Annotated in this window: 21 protein-coding genes and 1 riboswitch; of the genes, 14 read left to right on the top strand and 7 right to left on the bottom strand. The window is 68.9% G+C overall.

All coding sequences use genetic code 11. The features are described from left to right. The first annotated feature begins 171 nt into the window (after positions 1 to 171). Positions 172 to 963, top strand: a complete 792-nt coding sequence (locus GNX95_RS06590) for an arginase family protein (protein WP_163506233.1) — start codon at positions 172 to 174, stop codon at positions 961 to 963. A gap of 26 nt (positions 964 to 989) precedes the next feature. Next, positions 990 to 1493 carry a pyridoxamine 5'-phosphate oxidase family protein gene (locus GNX95_RS06585; protein WP_163506232.1) on the top strand — a complete coding sequence of 168 codons (504 nt, stop codon included), beginning with the start codon at positions 990 to 992 and terminating at the stop codon, positions 1491 to 1493. Here the strand turns inward: GNX95_RS06585 and GNX95_RS06580 are convergent. From GNX95_RS06580 to GNX95_RS06565, 4 genes are all read right to left on the bottom strand, one after another. Further along, positions 1490 to 2263, bottom strand: coding sequence for a bifunctional 5,10-methylenetetrahydrofolate dehydrogenase/5,10-methenyltetrahydrofolate cyclohydrolase (locus tag GNX95_RS06580; protein WP_163506231.1), 774 nt, complete (start codon positions 2261 to 2263; stop codon positions 1490 to 1492). The two genes, GNX95_RS06585 and GNX95_RS06580, sit on opposite strands and share 4 nt — an antisense overlap. Next, positions 2260 to 2808, bottom strand: coding sequence for a cyclodeaminase/cyclohydrolase family protein (locus tag GNX95_RS06575; protein ID WP_163506230.1), 549 nt, complete (start codon positions 2806 to 2808; stop codon positions 2260 to 2262). Before GNX95_RS06575 ends, GNX95_RS06580 begins: the two co-directional genes overlap by 4 nt. A gap of 26 nt (positions 2809 to 2834) precedes the next feature. Beyond that, a riboswitch (ZMP/ZTP riboswitch) is annotated at positions 2835 to 2922 on the bottom strand. 5 nt (positions 2923 to 2927) lie between these two features. Then, on the bottom strand, positions 2928 to 3608 hold the full coding sequence (locus tag GNX95_RS06570; protein WP_163506229.1) for a peptidylprolyl isomerase: 681 nt from the start codon (positions 3606 to 3608) through the stop codon (positions 2928 to 2930). 58 nt (positions 3609 to 3666) lie between these two features. Continuing rightward, on the bottom strand, positions 3667 to 4269 hold the full coding sequence (locus tag GNX95_RS06565) for a TetR/AcrR family transcriptional regulator (RefSeq protein WP_163506228.1): 603 nt from the start codon (positions 4267 to 4269) through the stop codon (positions 3667 to 3669). A 102-nt stretch (positions 4270 to 4371) separates the two neighbouring features. Here GNX95_RS06565 and GNX95_RS06560 point away from each other — a divergent pair, with 102 nt between their 5' ends. Then, entirely contained in the window at positions 4372 to 5109 is a 738-nt protein-coding gene (locus GNX95_RS06560) for an SDR family NAD(P)-dependent oxidoreductase (RefSeq protein ID WP_163506227.1), read from the top strand. A gap of 235 nt (positions 5110 to 5344) precedes the next feature. Here the strand turns inward: GNX95_RS06560 and GNX95_RS42415 are convergent, their stop codons facing one another. The 3 genes from GNX95_RS42415 to GNX95_RS06545 all read right to left on the bottom strand — a co-directional run bounded on the left by GNX95_RS42415 (position 5345) and on the right by GNX95_RS06545 (position 6894). Beyond that, the gene (locus tag GNX95_RS42415; RefSeq protein WP_222853429.1) at positions 5345 to 5770 is read right to left on the bottom strand and encodes a hypothetical protein; all 426 of its coding nucleotides are present in this window, start codon (positions 5768 to 5770) and stop codon (positions 5345 to 5347) included. Further along, positions 5767 to 6162 (bottom strand): SgcJ/EcaC family oxidoreductase, encoded by a 396-nt coding sequence (locus GNX95_RS06550; RefSeq protein ID WP_163506226.1) that lies wholly within the window; start codon positions 6160 to 6162, stop codon positions 5767 to 5769. The genes GNX95_RS42415 and GNX95_RS06550 overlap by 4 nt, the downstream gene beginning before the upstream one ends. A 132-nt stretch (positions 6163 to 6294) precedes the next feature. Next, complete coding sequence (locus GNX95_RS06545) at positions 6295 to 6894, bottom strand: PadR family transcriptional regulator (RefSeq protein WP_163506225.1); 600 nt, start codon at positions 6892 to 6894, stop codon at positions 6295 to 6297. Positions 6895 to 7000: 106 nt separating this feature from the next. On the opposite strand from GNX95_RS06545, the gene pafA reads away from it, so the two are divergent. The 11 genes from pafA to GNX95_RS06490 all read left to right on the top strand — a co-directional run bounded on the left by pafA (position 7001) and on the right by GNX95_RS06490 (position 16139). Then, positions 7001 to 8359: a Pup--protein ligase gene (pafA, locus tag GNX95_RS06540; RefSeq protein WP_163506224.1), complete on the top strand. Its 1359-nt coding sequence runs from the start codon at positions 7001 to 7003 to the stop codon at positions 8357 to 8359. A gap of 92 nt (positions 8360 to 8451) precedes the next feature. Further along, positions 8452 to 8664, top strand: a complete 213-nt coding sequence (locus GNX95_RS06535; RefSeq protein ID WP_163506223.1) for a hypothetical protein — start codon at positions 8452 to 8454, stop codon at positions 8662 to 8664. 64 nt (positions 8665 to 8728) lie between these two features. After that, a complete protein-coding gene (locus GNX95_RS06530; protein WP_163506222.1) occupies positions 8729 to 8980 on the top strand; it encodes a hypothetical protein in 252 nt (83 codons plus the stop codon). Further along, positions 8977 to 9813, top strand: coding sequence for a patatin-like phospholipase family protein (locus GNX95_RS06525; protein WP_163506221.1), 837 nt, complete (start codon positions 8977 to 8979; stop codon positions 9811 to 9813). The genes GNX95_RS06530 and GNX95_RS06525 overlap by 4 nt, the downstream gene beginning before the upstream one ends. Beyond that, positions 9810 to 10652, top strand: a complete 843-nt coding sequence (locus GNX95_RS06520; protein WP_281356879.1) for a CE1 family esterase — start codon at positions 9810 to 9812, stop codon at positions 10650 to 10652. The genes GNX95_RS06525 and GNX95_RS06520 overlap by 4 nt, the downstream gene beginning before the upstream one ends. 41 nt (positions 10653 to 10693) lie before the next feature. Continuing rightward, positions 10694 to 11977, top strand: a complete 1284-nt coding sequence (locus GNX95_RS06515) for an erythromycin esterase family protein (protein WP_163506219.1) — start codon at positions 10694 to 10696, stop codon at positions 11975 to 11977. A 63-nt stretch (positions 11978 to 12040) separates the two neighbouring features. Next, a complete protein-coding gene (locus tag GNX95_RS06510; RefSeq protein WP_163506218.1) occupies positions 12041 to 12838 on the top strand; it encodes an SDR family NAD(P)-dependent oxidoreductase in 798 nt (265 codons plus the stop codon). 61 nt (positions 12839 to 12899) lie between these two features. Then, a complete protein-coding gene (locus GNX95_RS06505; protein ID WP_163506217.1) occupies positions 12900 to 13700 on the top strand; it encodes a MerR family transcriptional regulator in 801 nt (266 codons plus the stop codon). A 27-nt stretch (positions 13701 to 13727) separates the two neighbouring features. After that, positions 13728 to 14708, top strand: coding sequence for a helix-turn-helix transcriptional regulator (locus GNX95_RS06500; RefSeq protein ID WP_163506216.1), 981 nt, complete (start codon positions 13728 to 13730; stop codon positions 14706 to 14708). Continuing rightward, positions 14708 to 15670 carry a helix-turn-helix transcriptional regulator gene (locus GNX95_RS06495; protein WP_163506215.1) on the top strand — a complete coding sequence of 321 codons (963 nt, stop codon included), beginning with the start codon at positions 14708 to 14710 and terminating at the stop codon, positions 15668 to 15670. Before GNX95_RS06500 ends, GNX95_RS06495 begins: the two co-directional genes overlap by 1 nt. A 133-nt stretch (positions 15671 to 15803) precedes the next feature. Further along, entirely contained in the window at positions 15804 to 16139 is a 336-nt protein-coding gene (locus GNX95_RS06490; protein ID WP_222853427.1) for a hypothetical protein, read from the top strand. Positions 16140 to 16153 lie beyond the last annotated feature (14 nt).

Below are 16153 nucleotides of genomic sequence, written 5' to 3'. Positions count from 1 at the left end.
ATCGCGCTGGCGGGGTAGGGTGGGAGGCATGACGCGTGCCGGGGACCTGGTCGGGTTGACCTGGCATGCGGACGAGATGCGGCGGCTGCTGCGGGAGCGGCGCGCCGGTTGGACGGCCTGAGGCGCGCCGTCGCCGACCGCCATCATCTCGTTCTCTCCCAAGGAAAAGTCATGACCACAGTGCTTTGTGTCCCGCAATGGCAGGGTTCGGCCGCCGAGTCGGCGCGATTTCTGAAGGCAGGAGCGCATCGTACGGCGGAGTTGATGCCGGCCGACGAGGTGCGGGTGGTGCCGGTACGCGACGACACCACCGACCTGGTCGACGGCGTGCGCGCACTCGACGTGTTGGTCGACAATCTCCGCCTGACAAGGGAAACTCTCGCCACGATCGACGACTTCGTGATCACCGCCGGCGGCGAATGCGCGGTCGATCTGGCGCCGGTGGAGGCGGCCAGCCGGCGATATGGCGACGAGTTGACATTGTTGTGGATCGACGCCAACCCCGACTGCTATGGCCCCGGTGACCTGCGTTCGGGCGCGTTCCACGCAATGATCGTGCGTACGCTGCTCGGCGACGGTCCGACAGCGTTGACGCCGGGCCGGCTGCTGCGGCCTGAGCAGGTCATTCTGGCCGGCGTCCGCGAGGTGGACGACTGCGAGCGCGAGTATATGGTGAAAACTGGTCTGCGCGCGTACGGCGTCGACCGGCTCGAAGAAGCGTTTTCGCAAGTCAGCGGACCGATTTACGTACATGTCGACTTGGACTCGCTCGACCCGGCGGAGTTCGCCTCGGTCGGCTATCGCTATCCAGGCGGCGTGTCGCCGGGCCAGCTGATCGAGCTCCTGAGCCGGCTCGACAACGTCGTCGGTGCGGCGATCACCGAGCATGCGCCACGCGGCGAAAACGCCGCTGAGGCCGACATCATCCGCCGTCTTGGTGCCGCGTTGCGTCGAGGTCTCTAGTGTCACCACCGACGAAGGAGGTAACCATGGTGGAGCCGACGACCAGCCTGGATGCGCGCTACAGCGGCGAAGGGGCGACCGCGACGCGGTGGTCAGACGCGGTGGCGGCGTTGACGAGGGCGGAGCTGTTCTGGCTGTCGACCGTACGACCTGACGGCCGGCCGCACGTGACGCCGTTGCTGGCTGTGTGGCTCGGCGACACGCTTTATTTCTGCACAGGTGGCGACGAACGCAAGGCGGTCAATCTCGCGGCCAACCCCGAATGTGTCCTCACCACCGGTGCCAACGCGTTGCGTGAGGGCCTGGACATCGTGGTCGAAGGCACCGCGACGGTGGCCTCCGACCACGACCTGCTCCAGCGCGTGGCCGACACGTACGAGGCGAAATACGGCTCGGAATGGCATTTCGAGGTCGAGGACGGCAGGTTCCGCGGTGACGCGCCGACGCCGGCACTCGTGTTCGAAGTCCGGCCGAAGGTGGCTTTCGGCTTCGGCAAAGGCGAATACAGTCAGACACGCTGGCGGTTCTAAAGACCGAACGCGGTGTGATGCAACAGTACGGCCGTGGTCACCGGACCGACTCCGCCCGGCACCGGGGAAAGTCCGGCGACCCGGCCGGCGACAGCAGGGTGGACATCGCCGACCAGGCCGCCGTCGTCGGTCGTGTTCGTACCGACATCGATGACGATGGTGTCCGGCCGAACGTGCTCCGGCCGGAGCAATCCCGGCCGGCCGGCGGCGACCACCAGGATGTCGGCCGCGAGCGTGACCGCGGCGAGGTCCTTCGTACGCGAATGCGCGACGGTCACGGTGGCGTCGCGGTCCAGCAACAGATGAGCCAGCGGTTTCCCGACGACGGTCGAGCGGCCGACGACGACAGCCTGGCGGCCGGCGATCTCGACGCCGTGATGATCGAGCAGCCGTACGACCGCTTCTGCCGTGGCTGGTGGGAAAGCCGGCAGTCCGCAGGCGAGCCGGCCGAGGCTGACCGGATTCGCGCCGTCGACATCGCGCTCGGGGTCGATCGCCGCCGCGACCTCGGCCGCCGGCCGGTCACCTGGCACCGGCGTCTGCAGGATGACGCCGTCGGCGTCCAATGTGGACAGTGCGGACAGGTCGCGGACGATCTCGCACTGGATTCCGACTTTCGTCGCGGCCATTGACAACGACCGCACATACCAGGCGCTGGACGGGTCATCGGTCACGGTGACGATCGCCAGCCGCACCTTGCGTGTCGCCGCACGGTCGGCCGTACGCGCGCGCAGCTCAGCCGCGAGTTCCTTGCCAGACAACGAGATCATGACGAGATCGCCGCTCGTACGGCCGCCGTCAACCGATCGACGTGCGCCAACAGATCGTCCACATCGGACACCCCCGGCGGCAGCTCACCGCGCGCGTTCACCTCGACGTTGACCCGAGACGTGCCGGCGGCGGCACGTACGGCCTCACCGGCCGCCGCGATGTCGGTGATGACGTTTTTGTTGACGACCGGCAAAACCTCGTCGGCCAGCGTCAACAGTCGGCGGCACAGCGCCAGAACCTCCAGCGGAGGGATCATGGCGCCGGCGAGCGCCTTCGCCAACGGCTCCGACCGCTGGTCCTTCGGCAGCTTGTACGCCTCAGCCACCGCACCGAAAGCGGCGATGTCGTCCTCGGCCAACCGTACTGCCGCGGCGATGAGCTGGTCGGCATCGGCGGCGAGGCGTGGAGCGTCGCTGTAGCGCGCCACCATCGCCAGCAGTGCGGCCGCCTGCGCGGCGTGCAGGCCCGCGCTGGCGCCGCCGCCAGGTGCCGGCGCGCGGCTGGCCAGCCGGGTCAGGAACTCGTCAATTGTCAGATTCCGCAAGGAAAACTCCGATCAGCCGTCGCTGACCTCGGAGCCCAGGCGGTCGACACCGATGCCTATCTGGTGCGGTCGCTCCCCGGTGGTGACCCACCCTCGCCAGTCGCGGCCGCACCGTCACCCTACCGGCTGGAGATCTGCACGTGCAGAAACTCGGTGAAGGCGTACGGATAGCCGTCGCCTTCGCTGTTCTGGTCGTCCTGGCCGGCCGCGACGATCTTCTGCAGCACGTCCATGCCGCCGGTCACCTTCGCGAACGGCGTGTAGTTCGGCCGCAGCGTGGTGTCCTTCCAGGTGAAGAAAAACTGGCTGCCGTTGGTGTTCGGGCCGGCGTTGGCCATCGCCACCGTGCCGGCCGGATAGGTCGCGCCGGCCAGGTTCTCGTCCGGGAACTGGTATCCGGGGCCGCCGCTGCCGGTGCCGGTCGGGTCGCCGCACTGCAGCACGTAGATCCGCGCCACGGTCAGCCGGTGGCAGTGCGTCCAGTCGTAGTAGGCGCGCTCGGCGAGATAGCGGAAGGAGTACGTCGTGCACGGCGCCTTGTCGGTCAGCGCCTGGATGGTGATGATGCCGCGGTTGGTGATCAGTCGTGCCACGTACGGCCTGGCCGCCGCCTTCGGGTCGAAGGTGGGGATGCCCTTGAACTTGTCCTTCGGCTTGACCGCGGTGTACGCGCACGCCTCCGCGGCACTTTTGGCCTGCGGCTTGGCATCCGCGTCAACGGTCCGCGGCTCGGCGGAAGCCGCGCCGGACAACAACAGGACCAGAGCGGCGACGGTCAGGGTGATCACACTGCGGCGCATCGCATCGACCTCCGAAACGGTACATGGGGTGCGCCAGCCTACGACACCGGATCGCCGGTCAGCCGACCAACGCGTCCCATGCGGCCATCGCGCCGTCGACGACCTTCGAGAGGGTCGCCGCGTCGGACCCGTCGCGCGACCGGATCGACAGTCCATGTTGGACGGTCGCGTAGAACTCGGCGATCGCGGCGATGTCCGCGTGCGCCGGAAGGTCGCCGTCGGCAACCCCCTGCTTCAGTCGCTGCGACAGCATGTCGACAAATTCTCGCCGCGCGTCGGCGAGAAAGTCGCGTACGGCTTCGTTCTCCGGATTGGACACAGTGGCGGCCAGTACGACCATGCAACCAGGTGGTGTGGCCGGATTGGCATAGATCTCGACGTTGTCTCGCAGCATCGTCTCGACCGCCTCGCGTGCGGTCTTCGCGCGCTTGAACGCGCGCTCGCTGGTGCCGCCCTCGACCTTCCCGTAGAGCTCGACGGCCTCCCGGAACAGCGCCTCCTTGCAGCTGAACGCCGCGTACAGGCTCGGGGAGTTGATCCCCATCGCGGCGGTCAGGTCGCTGATCGACGTGCCTTCGTAGCCGCGGGCCCAGAAAACCTCCATTGCCGCGCGCAGCGCCGCGTCGCGGTCGAACGTACGCGGCCGTCCACGGGTCGCCATCGCACCTCCATTTTGTATCGATCACCACAATAACCTTGCGATCGCTGGTTGGGCACTGGTACGGCTACTTATGTATCGACCGACACAGAAATGGAGGACGGCATGAGCCTGACCGGTAAGGTGGCGTTGGTGACCGGTGGCAGCCGGGGGATCGGCGCGGCCATCGCCAGGCGGCTGGCCAGCGACGGCGCGGACGTGGCGATCACGTACGAGCGTGCCGAGGACCGCGCCAAGGAGCTCGTCGCCGGCATCGAGGCGACCGGCCGGCGCGCGGTGGCCGTACGCGCGGACAGCGCCGACGCGGCCGACGTGGTGGCGTCGGTCGAGCGTACGGTGTCCGAGCTCGGCCGGCTGGACATCCTGGTCAACAACGCCGGCATCTTCCCGAGCGGCCCGCTTGAGGACCTGACCGTCGAGGAGATCGACCGGACCCTCGCCATCCACGTACGCGCCGTGCTGGTCGCCGCACAGGCCGCCTCACCGCACTTGCCGCAAGGCGGCCGCATCGTCAGCATCGGGAGCAACCTGGCCGACTACGTGCCGCACGCCGGCATCGCGCTCTACTCGGCCAGCAAGTCGGCGCTCAACGGGCTGACCAAGGGGTTGGCGCGCGACCTCGGACCGCGCGGCATCACCGTGAACGTCGTGCACCCGGGGCCGACCGACAGCGACATGAACCCGGCCGACGGCGAGCACGCGGAACCGCAGCGTGCGTTGATCGCGCTCGGCCACTTCGGCACGACCGACGACATCGCCGCGGCCGTGTCCTACCTCGCCGGTGAGGGCGGCCGGCAGGTGACCGGTACGTCCCTCACCGTCGACGGCGGCCTGAACGCCTAGGGACCGATAAGGACCTGTAACGCTAAATGTCCGCCTTGCGGTGTTCATGGTTGGCGCGAAGGCCGATTTGCTAGCGCTGGACGCAAGAAAAACGGCTTTCACTCCACCTGACCGCCGCTCGCTGTGACTGGTGTGACTGTTGAGGCGAGCAATGCTGTTCCTCGACTGCAACGGCGTCCAACTATCGGGCACCAAGCCAAGAACGCAAGCTACCCCAGCCCTTGGAATAGATCATCTAGGCGTAGCGAGCGGCGAAGTCGTCGACCGATTTCCGCACCATCGCTGGATAACCGATGAAGAACCGGTTGGCCAGCGGTACGGCCCAGCGGCCGCGCGGCGCCACGTTGAACACTCGGTACGTGACGCGCGTGCCAGGTGGCTCGGCGGTCAGCGCGTACTCGCCGCGATACCACCAGTGGCCCTGCAGGCCGATGGTGTTGGTGCGGCGGTCGATGTCGACGTAGAGCAGGTGTTGACCACCGGCGTACACGTCGAACCGGTCCGGACCGCCGGAGACCGTCCAGCCGACGCGTGTCTCGTCGCCGGCCAGATATGGCGCGGTCGCCGGCGTCACCGGGCCGGCCTCCATGTGCAGGATCAGCGGCACGAGGTCGTCGATCGGCCGCGGCACGTACGCCGAGGCCGCGAACAGCGGCTTCACGCCGTCTTCCGGGTGTTCTGGAAGCTGGCGACCCGCCATTGGTCACCGTTTTTCACGAACACGGTCGTCTGGACGGAGTCCTGTCCAGGTGCTGGTGCGGCGTCGCCACTCGCGACGGCGCCCGCGGTGATCAGGATGGCGACGTCCGGCCGGACGAAGCGGACCGATGCCGGCGCCGACGCGGAGCCGGCGATCCGGCTGCCTTTCAGTGGACCGTCGAAGAGCCACCGGTGCGTGTCGACGATCGCCTGCCGGCCTTTCAGGTGTGTGCCGTTGAAGACGACGTAGTCGGCGTCCTCGGTGAACTCCGCGCCGTATGCGGTCGCGTCGCCGGCGGCCCAGGCGGCCGCGAGCCGTGCGGTCACCGCATGGATCTGGTCGGTTTCGGACATGGCTGAGCTCCTGTCGGAACGAGGATGGATCCGGAGGAGCCGCTATGCTGGCCGCTGCGACGGCAGGCCGGTGGCTCCACCGGTGCTGGCGTGACCGGACGGGATGTTGGCGCATCCCGTCCGGTTTCTTTCTCAGGTCAGCGGCAGCTCCACGATCAGCTGGCGCGGATCGTCCGGCCAGTCGAGCTGGCCGCCGTCCAGGTCGGCGAGGATGCCGTCGACCCAGGCCTTTTCGGCGCGATCCTTGGAAAGCTGATATTCCAGCTCGATCAGCAGCAAGCGCGGCACCGTACGGCCGACCTCGTCGAGCGCCGCCGCCTCCGCGTCGGCCGCGCGTTGCAGCTCGGCCGCGCGCTCACCGAGTGCTTCGCGCGCGTGCGGCACCGGGATGCAGCCGACGAACGAGAGCGCGGCCACGAACGACGTGCTGTCGGCGTCGGGCGTACGCAGCAGCTTCCCGACGCGCTCGCGCAGCGACGCTCGGCCGGCGTCGGTCAGCGCGTACACGGTGCGCTCCGGCCGCGGCCCGTCGCGACGCGTCTCGACGGCGTCGATCAGGCCGTCACGCTGCAGTTTCTCGACCGCGTGATACATGCTGCGCGGCAGCCCGGTGACGAAGTCCTTGTGCGTGTCGATCATCATCCGATGCATCTCGTACGTGTGCTTCGGACCGGTCATCAGCAGCGCCAGCACGGTCAACGCGACCACGTCCCGGTCCGTACGGCTCAGCATATAGTGCATTCTGCACTATAGCGTGTTGCCATAGCAAGCCCTGGTTCGAAAAACTGGCGGCCCGGACTTCTCACCTCGAGGCGGTTGGGACAGCTAGGGTCTGCATATGGATCGACGCATTTTCGGTCTGGAGACCGAGTACGGCGTCACCTGTACGTTTCGCGGGCAGCGGCGCCTGAGTCCGGACGAGGTGGCCCGCTATCTGTTCCGTCGGGTGGTGTCCTGGGGGCGTTCCAGCAACGTCTTCCTTCGCAACGGCGCGCGGCTCTATCTCGACGTCGGTTCGCATCCGGAGTACGCGACGCCCGAATGCGACTCGCTGACCGACCTGGTCACCCACGACCGTGCCGGCGAGCGCGTACTCGAGGGCCTGCTGATCGACGCCGAGCGGCGGCTGCGCGACGAGGGCATCGCCGGCGACATCTACCTGTTCAAGAACAACACCGACTCGGCCGGCAACTCCTACGGCTGCCACGAGAACTACTGCGTCGGCCGGCACGGCGAGTTCGGCCGGCTGGCCGACGTACTCATCCCGTTCCTGGTGACCCGCCAGCTGATCTGCGGCGCCGGCAAGGTGCTGCAGACCCCGCGCGGCGCGGTCTACTGTCTGTCGCAGCGCGCCGAGCACATCTGGGAAGGCGTGTCGTCGGCGACGACCCGGTCGCGTCCGATCATCAACACGCGCGACGAGCCGCACGCGGACGCCGAGCGTTATCGCCGGCTGCACGTGATCGTCGGCGACTCCAACATGAGCGAGACGACCACGCTGCTCAAGGTCGGCACGGTCGACCTGGTGCTGCGGATGATCGAGTCCGGCGTGGCGATGCGCGACCTCAACCTGGAAAACCCGATCCGCGCGATCCGCGAGGTGTCCCACGACGTGACCGGCCGCCGCAAGATCCGGCTGGCCAACGGCCGGGAGGCCTCCGCGCTGGAGATCCAGCAGGAATACTTCTCCAAGGCCGCCGACTTCGTGGCGCGCCGCGGCAGCGACCCGCTCGCCAAGCACATCCTCGACCTGTGGGAACGTACGCTGCGCGCGGTGGAGACCGACAACCTGGAGTTGGTCGAGAAGGAGATCGACTGGGTCACCAAATACAAGCTGATCCGTCGTTATGCCGACAAGCATTCGCTGCCGCTGTCGCATCCGCGGATCGCGCAGCTCGACCTCGCCTACCACGACATCCGCCGCGGCCGCGGCTTGTTCGGCCTGCTGGAAAAGCGCGGCGAGGCCGTACGGATCTCGCGCGACCTGAAGGTTTTCGAGGCCAAGAGCGTGCCACCGCAGACCACGCGCGCGCGGCTGCGCGGTGAGTTCATCAAGCACGCGCAGGAGCGCCGGCGCGACTTCACCGTCGACTGGGTCCACCTCAAGCTCAACGACCAGGCGCAGCGCACCGTGCTCTGCAAGGATCCGTTCCGCTCGGTCGACGACCGCGTCGACAAGCTGATCGCGAGCATGTAGCGACAGCTGGCACGTTCTTGCGATGTCCGGTCGTACGACGCGGCCGGACAATCGGCGGCACGAACACCAAACCTCGGCGAGACTTGCGTGGCGTGGCCGGATACGTGACAGCCGCGGCGCTGGCACTGATCGTCGCCGCGGCCAGTTGCGGCGCCGGAGTGCTGCTGCAATTGACCAGCTCGGACCAGTCCAGGTCGACGCTTCCATTGGTCGGTGTCGTCCTGCTCTTCGGGACCGGGGTGCTCCTGTTCCCATTCGCGCTGGTCGCACTCGTCCTGACCGTCTTTCGGCACCCGAGCCGGTGACTGCCGCGCGAGCACGAGCGTAGGCGCCGTACGGCAAGGCCGAACGTGTGAGATCGTTCGAGGCGTGAGCGCGAGCGACGATCAGACCCAGCGGCCGCAGAACGCGTTTCTCGCCTGGCTGCGACACGCCTTCCTGCGTCCGGACTACGTCAAGCAGCCCCGGCCGAAGCGCAGCGAGGCGGCCAACCGGCTGGAGCACCGCCGCAACAAGGTCCGCTACCAGATGAACGCCGGCCGGTTCCGCACCTGGGTGTACGCGGCCGCGTTGCTGCTGTTCGTGGTGGTGTTCGTGCTGCTGGTCTGGCTGGCCGGATGACCGGAGAGCGCGCGCTCGTCCTCGGTGGCGGCGGAGTCACCGGCATCGCCTGGGAGCTGGGGATCCTGTCCGGGCTCGCCGAGGCCGGCGTCGACCTGACCCAGGCCGACCTGGTCGTCGGTACGTCCGCGGGGTCGGTGGTCGGCGCGCAGGTCACCAGCGGCCTGGACGTACAGGAGTTGTACGAGCGCCAGCTGCGGCCACCGACGTCCGAGCTCGCCGCGAGTTTCGGGATCGGCTCGATGATCCGTTACGGGCTGGCCACCATCGGCGCGCGCGATCCGCGGGCCGTACGCGCACGGATCGGCCGGATGGCGTTGCACGCGAAGACCGCGTCGGAGTCGGAGCGGCTGGCGGTCATCGAGTCGCGGCTGCCGCTCACCGACTGGCCGAAGCGACGGCTGGTCATCGCCGCGGTCGACGCGCTCTCCGGCGAGTTCACCGGTTTCGACGCCAGCAGCGGCGTGCCGCTCGTACGCGCTGTCGCCGCGAGCTGCGCGGTGCCCGGCGTCTGGCCGCCGGTGAGCATGGACGGCCGGCGCTGGATCGACGGCGGCGTACGGTCAGCGGCCAACGCCGACCTCGCCGAGGGCTGTCGCCGGGTCGTGGTCCTGGCGCCGATCGTCCGCGGTTTCGGTCCGGTGCCGAGCGTGGACAAGCAGGCCGCGGCGTTGCGGTCGGCCGGCTCGGAGGTGGTGGTCGTGTCGCCGAACCGCGCCGCGTTGGAGGCGATCGGCCGCAACATGCTCGATCCGGGCCGCCGCGCCGGGTCGGCGCGCGCCGGCCGTAGGCAGGCGGCGGCGATCGCGGACACGGTGGCGGCGATCTGGTGACCAGCGAGCTGGAGATCGGCGGAATTCGGCGTAGTTTCACGGTAAAGCTGCCGCGTGCCAAAGCGAGGCCGATGCCTCTTGTCCTCGTGTTGCACGGCAACGGCGGCGACGGATCGATGATGCGCGAGTGGACGACCTTCGACCGGCAGGCCGACGAGTGGGGGATGGCGGTCGCCTATCCGGACGGCCACGAAGGCAGCTGGGCCGACGGCCGCGGCGTCACCGCGGCGGACGAGGCCGGCGTCGACGACGTCGCGTTTCTGCACGCTGTCATCGACTGGTCGGTCGAGCAGCACGGCACGGCACCGGATCGGACCATCGTGGCCGGCATGTCCAACGGTGGCATCATGGCCCACCGGCTCGCGCTGGCCGCGAGCGACCAGGTCGCCGTCCTCGCGGCCGTAGCCGCCGGACTGCCTGCGGCGCTGTCCGGCCAGCGGCCGACGCACGGGGTGTCCGCGATGTTGATCAACGGTACGGCCGACTCGCTGCTGCCGATCACCGGTGGCTATTCGCGTCGTCGCGGTCCCAGCGGCGAGCTGCGCGGTCGTACGCTCTCGCTCCAGGAGACCGCCGATCGCTGGCGTGCCATCAACGGCTGTCCGGCCGGTCCAGGCAGGACGCGCGTCACCGACGCCTCTGAGCGTGTCGACGTGGACGGCGGTGTCGGGGGTACGCAGGTGGTCGCCTGGACGGTGTTCGGCTGCGGACACACCTGGCCGGGCACGCCGGTGCCGGGCGGCTGGGACGAGCCGGTGAGCCTGGAGTTCGACGCGGCGGAGGAGATCTGCCGGTTCGCGCGGCCGCTGCTGGCGCCGGCGGCGACCCGGCTGTTGTGAGGGTTGAACCTGACGTTACGTGAGGTTCTACGGTCGGCCGCGTGGACATCAGCGAATGGCTCAAAGCGAACGTTGACCGACTGCACTCACTCGACACCGGTTACGACCAGCTCGAGCCGCTCCGGGACATCGTCGGCGACGCGCGTGTGGTCGGCGTCGGCGAGCCGACGCACCGGGTGCACGAGTTCTACCAGATCCGGCACCTGGTCACCCGCTTTCTCGTTGAGAAGCTGGGTTTCACCGCTTTGGTGATGGAGTCCGGATTTCCGGAAGGCTGGCTGGTCAACGACTGGGTCCTCGGCGGTGACGGCGACCTCGACCAGCTGTTGCGCGACGGAATCACGTACCACATGGGCAAATGCGCGGAGATGCGTGACCAGCTCGGCTGGATGCGCGCGCACAATCTCAACAACGACCGCAAAATCCGGTTCTATGGCATGGACGTGCCGGATTCGACTGCGTCCGCGTTGCCCGCCGTACGTGCCGCGCTCGCCTTCCTGGACAAGGCGGATCCGTCGTACGCCGCTGCCGTTCGCGAGCGACTGCAGCCGCTTTTCGACTACCTGCCGGTCGACCGCACCGGCCTGGCCTGGGTCGCGCCGGCTCTGCGGGCGTACCTGGCACTGGACGTGGCCCATCGATATGAGCTGACCGCGCGAATCGGCGAGCTGGCCGAGCGACTGCAGGCCGAGCGGGTCCGCTACGGCGAAGACGCCGACGTCGCGCTGCAGTGTGCGATCACCGCGCGGCACGCGGACGCGTTCCTGGTCAACATGGCCTCCGGCGCGGAGCGCACGTACGGCGGCGCGAACCTGCGCGACCTGGCGATGGCCGACAACATCGAGTGGATCCTCGGTCGCGAGGAGCGCATCGTCGTCGGCGCCGCCAACGGACATCTGCAGCGTTGGCCATATCGGGTGCCGCCGATCGTCAACGACGAGCAGGTCATGCTCGGCCAGCACCTGGCTCAGCGGCTTGGCAATGAGTACGTGGTCATCGCCACCACGTACAACGGAGGCCGGATGTTCGTGCACCGTCTGATCCCCGGTGGTCCGGCCGGCCACACCAACGTGTCCTTCGAGGACGTCGGCCCGTTCACAGATCCGGCCAGTCTCGACGTGCTGATGGCCGGCGCCGGTGAGCCGCTGGCGATGCTCGACCTGCGCAAGGTGCCGCAGACCGGTCCGGTGGCCGACCGGTTCGCTGAGATCGACTGCACACTGCAGGGGCCATACAAGCAGATGGTGAACCCGCTGGTGGCCTTCGACGCGGTCGTGCACATCGACAAGGTCACGCCCTGGCACACCCTCATCAAGACCGGCTGATCCCGCCGGCCGGATCGAGACAACGGCTGTCGACCGGCTCGGCGGTGATCGAGGATGAAGATCATGACTTCCGCACAGCTGCGCCGCTACGACGGCCGGACGGCATTCGTCACGGGCGGCGCGCACGGGATTGGCCGCGCCATCGTCGAGCGCCTTGCCGCCGAAGGTGCGTCGGTGGCTATCGCCGACATCGACGACGAGGCGGCCGCCGAGGTCGCCGCCGGTCTGGGCGAGCAGGGCCTCGCGGTGCATTGCGACGTGACCGACGGCGAGTCGGTCAGGGCCGCGGTGGCCGCCACCGTCGAGCGCTTCGGCGGCCTCGGAGTGGTCGTCAACGACGCCTTCACCGGCAAAGGTGCCTCGCTGGAGGACCTGACCGACGAGACCTGGAACTCGACCATGAACGGCACGCTGGCCGGCGCCGTACGCGCGATCCAGGCTGCGATGCCGCATCTGCTCGCCGCACCGTACGGCGCAGCCGTCGTGAGCATCGGCTCGGTCAACGGCCTGGCGGCCTTCGGCGGCCTCGCGTACTCGGCGGCGAAGGCCGGCGTCTACAGCATCACGCAGAACCTCGCCGTCATGTACGGCGACAAAGGCGTCCGGTTCAACGTCGTCGCGCCGGGGACGATCCGTACGCGCGTGTGGGAGAACCGCGGTGCGGGCCACGCGGCGTTCATGGACCGGGTCGCCGAGCGCTATCCGCTGAAGCGCATCGGCGAGCCGGCCGACATCGCGGCCGCCGTCGCGTTCCTCGGCTCGGACGACGCCGCCTGGGTCACCGGCGTCGTGCTGCCGGTCGACGGCGGCATCATGGCCGGTCCGCTGCGGCTCCTGTTCGGCGACGATCCGACCCGATAAGAGGTCTGCGCGGCGTCCAAGGCTTGCGCCTTACGTAACGTCAGGTTCTAGCGTCAGTGGGGTGAGCGACGACAGGCGATGGACGATCGGTGAGCTGGCTGAGGCGGCCGGCGTGACCGTGCGGACGTTGCACCACTACGAGGAGATCGGCCTGCTGCCGGCGAGCGAACGCACCGGCTCCGGCCATCGCCGATACACGGCCGCGGACGTACGCCGGCTCTACCAGATCAAGGCACTCCGGCAGCTCGGCCTGCCGCTGGACCGGATCGGCGGCGGCCTGGCCGGCGCCGACGACTGGCGGCGGCTGCTCACCGATCACCTCGAGGAGCTGCGGCAGCAGTCGGACCAGATAGCGACGCTGATGAAGCACGTACGCGGCCTGCTGCACCGGCTCGACGGCGCCGACCTGCCCGACGCGCAGTCGTTCCTGGCGACCATCGAGGCCATGTCGATGTTCAGGACCTACTTCAGCCAGCAGAGCCGCGAGCTGCTCGCCGAGCGACGTGCCCAGCTGGGCGCGGCCGGCGCGGAGGCGGCCAAGCGGGAGTGGAAGGCGATGGTGGCGCAGGTGCACGAGCACCTCGACCGCGGTACGCCGGTGAGCGACCCCGCCGTGCAGCGGCTGCTGGCCGACTGGGACGCGCTGGCCAGCCGGTTCCACGGCGACGATCCGCGGGTCAAGGCCGCGGCGGCGCGGATGTGGCAGGAAAACCAGGCGGCGCTGAGCGAGCGGGCCGGCTGGTCGGCGACCGAGGGTCGCGACATTGTGACGTATTTGCGCGAGGCACGCGCGTACGCCTGTGGACAACCCCGCGACACGCCGGCCGACCCGCCGCGCCCTGGGGGTAGTTCGAACACATGACCGGGTCCATCCGCTAGCGTCCTTGGGGTGTCCCGCGTACGAACCGAGCGTCTGGTCAACCTGGTGATCTGCCTGCTGTCCACCAGGCGGTTCCTGACCGCGTCGCAGATCGCGCAGACGGTGGCCGGCTACGAGCACGACGAGGACGACCAGCGCGCGCACGAGTCCTTCCAACGGATGTTCGAGCGCGACAAGGCCGAGCTCCGCGACCTCGGAGTGCCGGTCGAGATGCGGGTGATGAGCGCCTTCGACACCGAGACCGGCTATCGGATCGCGCGCCGCGACTACGAGCTGCCGGACATCCACCTGGAGCCGGACGAGGCGGCGGCGGTCGGCCTGGCGACCAGGTTCTGGCACGTCCGTGGCCTGGCCTCGGCGGCGGCCTCCGGCCTGCTGAAGCTGCGCGCCGCCGGTGTCGACGTCGATCCGACCGCGACGCTGCCGGTGGAGCCGGTCGTCGCCGCCGATCCCGCGGTCGACACGATCCTCGCGGCCGTACGCAACCGTCGCGCGATCACCTTCTCCTACCGGCGTCCCGAGGACGACGAGCCGGCCGAGCGGCACCTGCAGCCGTGGGGTGCGGTGTCGTCGAAAGGCCGCTGGTACGTGGTTGGGCACGACCTCGACCGCGACGCGACGCGCTGCTTCCGGCTCTCGCGAGTCGTCGGCAACGTCAAGGCGTACGGTCCGTCCGGCAGGTTCGAGCCGCCGGAGGACGTCGACCTCGCCTCATACGTCTACGGCGACGAGACGCCGTCGCACCAGGGCAAGGCGACAGTGCGCGTACGCACCGGCAGCTGCGCGGGCCTGCGCCGCTCGGCCATCGAGGTGCATCCGTCCGACCTGGCCGGCTGGGATCTCGTGCAGCTGCCGTATCGCGATCCCGGCAGCCTGGCCAACCGGTTGGTCGGTTATGGCGCCGACGTGGTGGCGCTGGAGCCGCCGGACGTGCGCCGGATGGTCGTCGAGCGGCTGACCGCGCTGGCCAGCGTGAAGGGCGGGCGCTGATGGCGATCAGTGTCAGCGAACACCTGCCGCGACTGCTCGCGATGGTGCCGTATCTGCTGGCCAGGCCCGGCATCCGGGTCGAGGAGGCGGCCGCCGACCTCGGCGTCACCGAGACGCAGCTGCGCCAGGACCTCAACCTGCTGTTCGTCTGCGGCCTGCCGGGATACGGTCCCGGCGACCTGATCGACATGGTGCTCGACGACGACACCGTCACCATCACCTACCACGCCGGCATCGACCGGCCGCTGCGGCTGACCGCCGACGAGGCGCTGGCACTGATCGTCGGCCTGCGCGCGTTGGGGGAGACGCCGGGACTGAGCCAGGACGACGCCATCGACCGCGCGCTGTCCAAGCTGGAGTCCGCGGCCGGTGACGCGGCCTCGGCGGCCAGCCGGGTCGCGGTGAAGCTGCGTACGTCGCCGACCGAGGCGAGCCGCGCCAACGCCTTGCGCGCCGCGCTGGAACACCGGCACGCCGTACGGATGACCTACTACACGGCCACTCGCGACGAGACCACCGATCGCGTGGTCGACCCGATCCGGCTGCTGGTCGTGGACGGTCGCAGCTATCTGGAGGCGTGGTGCCGGTCGGCCGACGCGGTACGCCGCTTCCGGCTGGACCGCATCGACGAGCTGACCGAGCTGGACGAGCCGGCCGCACCGCCGCCAGGCGCCGGCGGCGACGACGTGACCGGCGGTGTCTTCAAGCCGGGCCCAGGCGACCTGCTGATCACCCTGCGGCTGTCCAGGTCGGCGCGCTGGGTCGCCGAGTATTACCCGGTCGAGTCGGTCACGCACAAGCACGGCGGCGACACCGAGATCACCATGTGGGCCAGCGACCTCGGCTGGGCGCGCCGGATGGTGCTCGGCCTCGGCACCGACGTACGTGTGGTGGCGCCGGTCGAGCTGGCCGAAGCCGTCCGCCACGACGCGCAACAGGCCTTGTTGGCATATCAGGAGTAATCGCCGCCGCAGATTTGTGACCCACGACTCAGGTTCATGCTCCGTTATCGCGTCATCACCCGGTTACCGGTGCGTCAACACCACGAAAGGCGGGAAAGGACCCCGCCGATCGGGGCGGCGAAAGGGGACCGTGGTGAACGCGCAGATCAAGGCGACTTGTCCGTACTGCGGCGACGTTGACTTGACGACCGACGACGTGGTGCTGCACGAATGCTCGACGGCTGGCCTGTCGTACTACGCATTCGTGTGCAGCGGTTGCGCCAGAAGCATCCGCAAGCCGGCCGACACGCACGTGTCGACGCTGTTGCGCACCGGCGGCGTGAAGGTGGAGTTCTGGTCGATCCCGCAGGAGGCGGCCGAGCAGCACACCGGACCGGCGCTGAGCGTGGACGACCTGCTCGACTTCGTGATCGAGCTGCACCGCACTGAGGACCTGGCGGCCGCCGCGCGGCGCGTCGCGACCAGCTAGCCCAATCTTCGGCG

Source organism: Fodinicola acaciae, assembly GCF_010993745.1.
GTDB classification, from domain to species: Bacteria; Actinomycetota; Actinomycetes; order Mycobacteriales; family HKI-0501; genus Fodinicola; species Fodinicola acaciae.
This window is presented reverse-complemented; position numbering and strand designations above follow the sequence as displayed.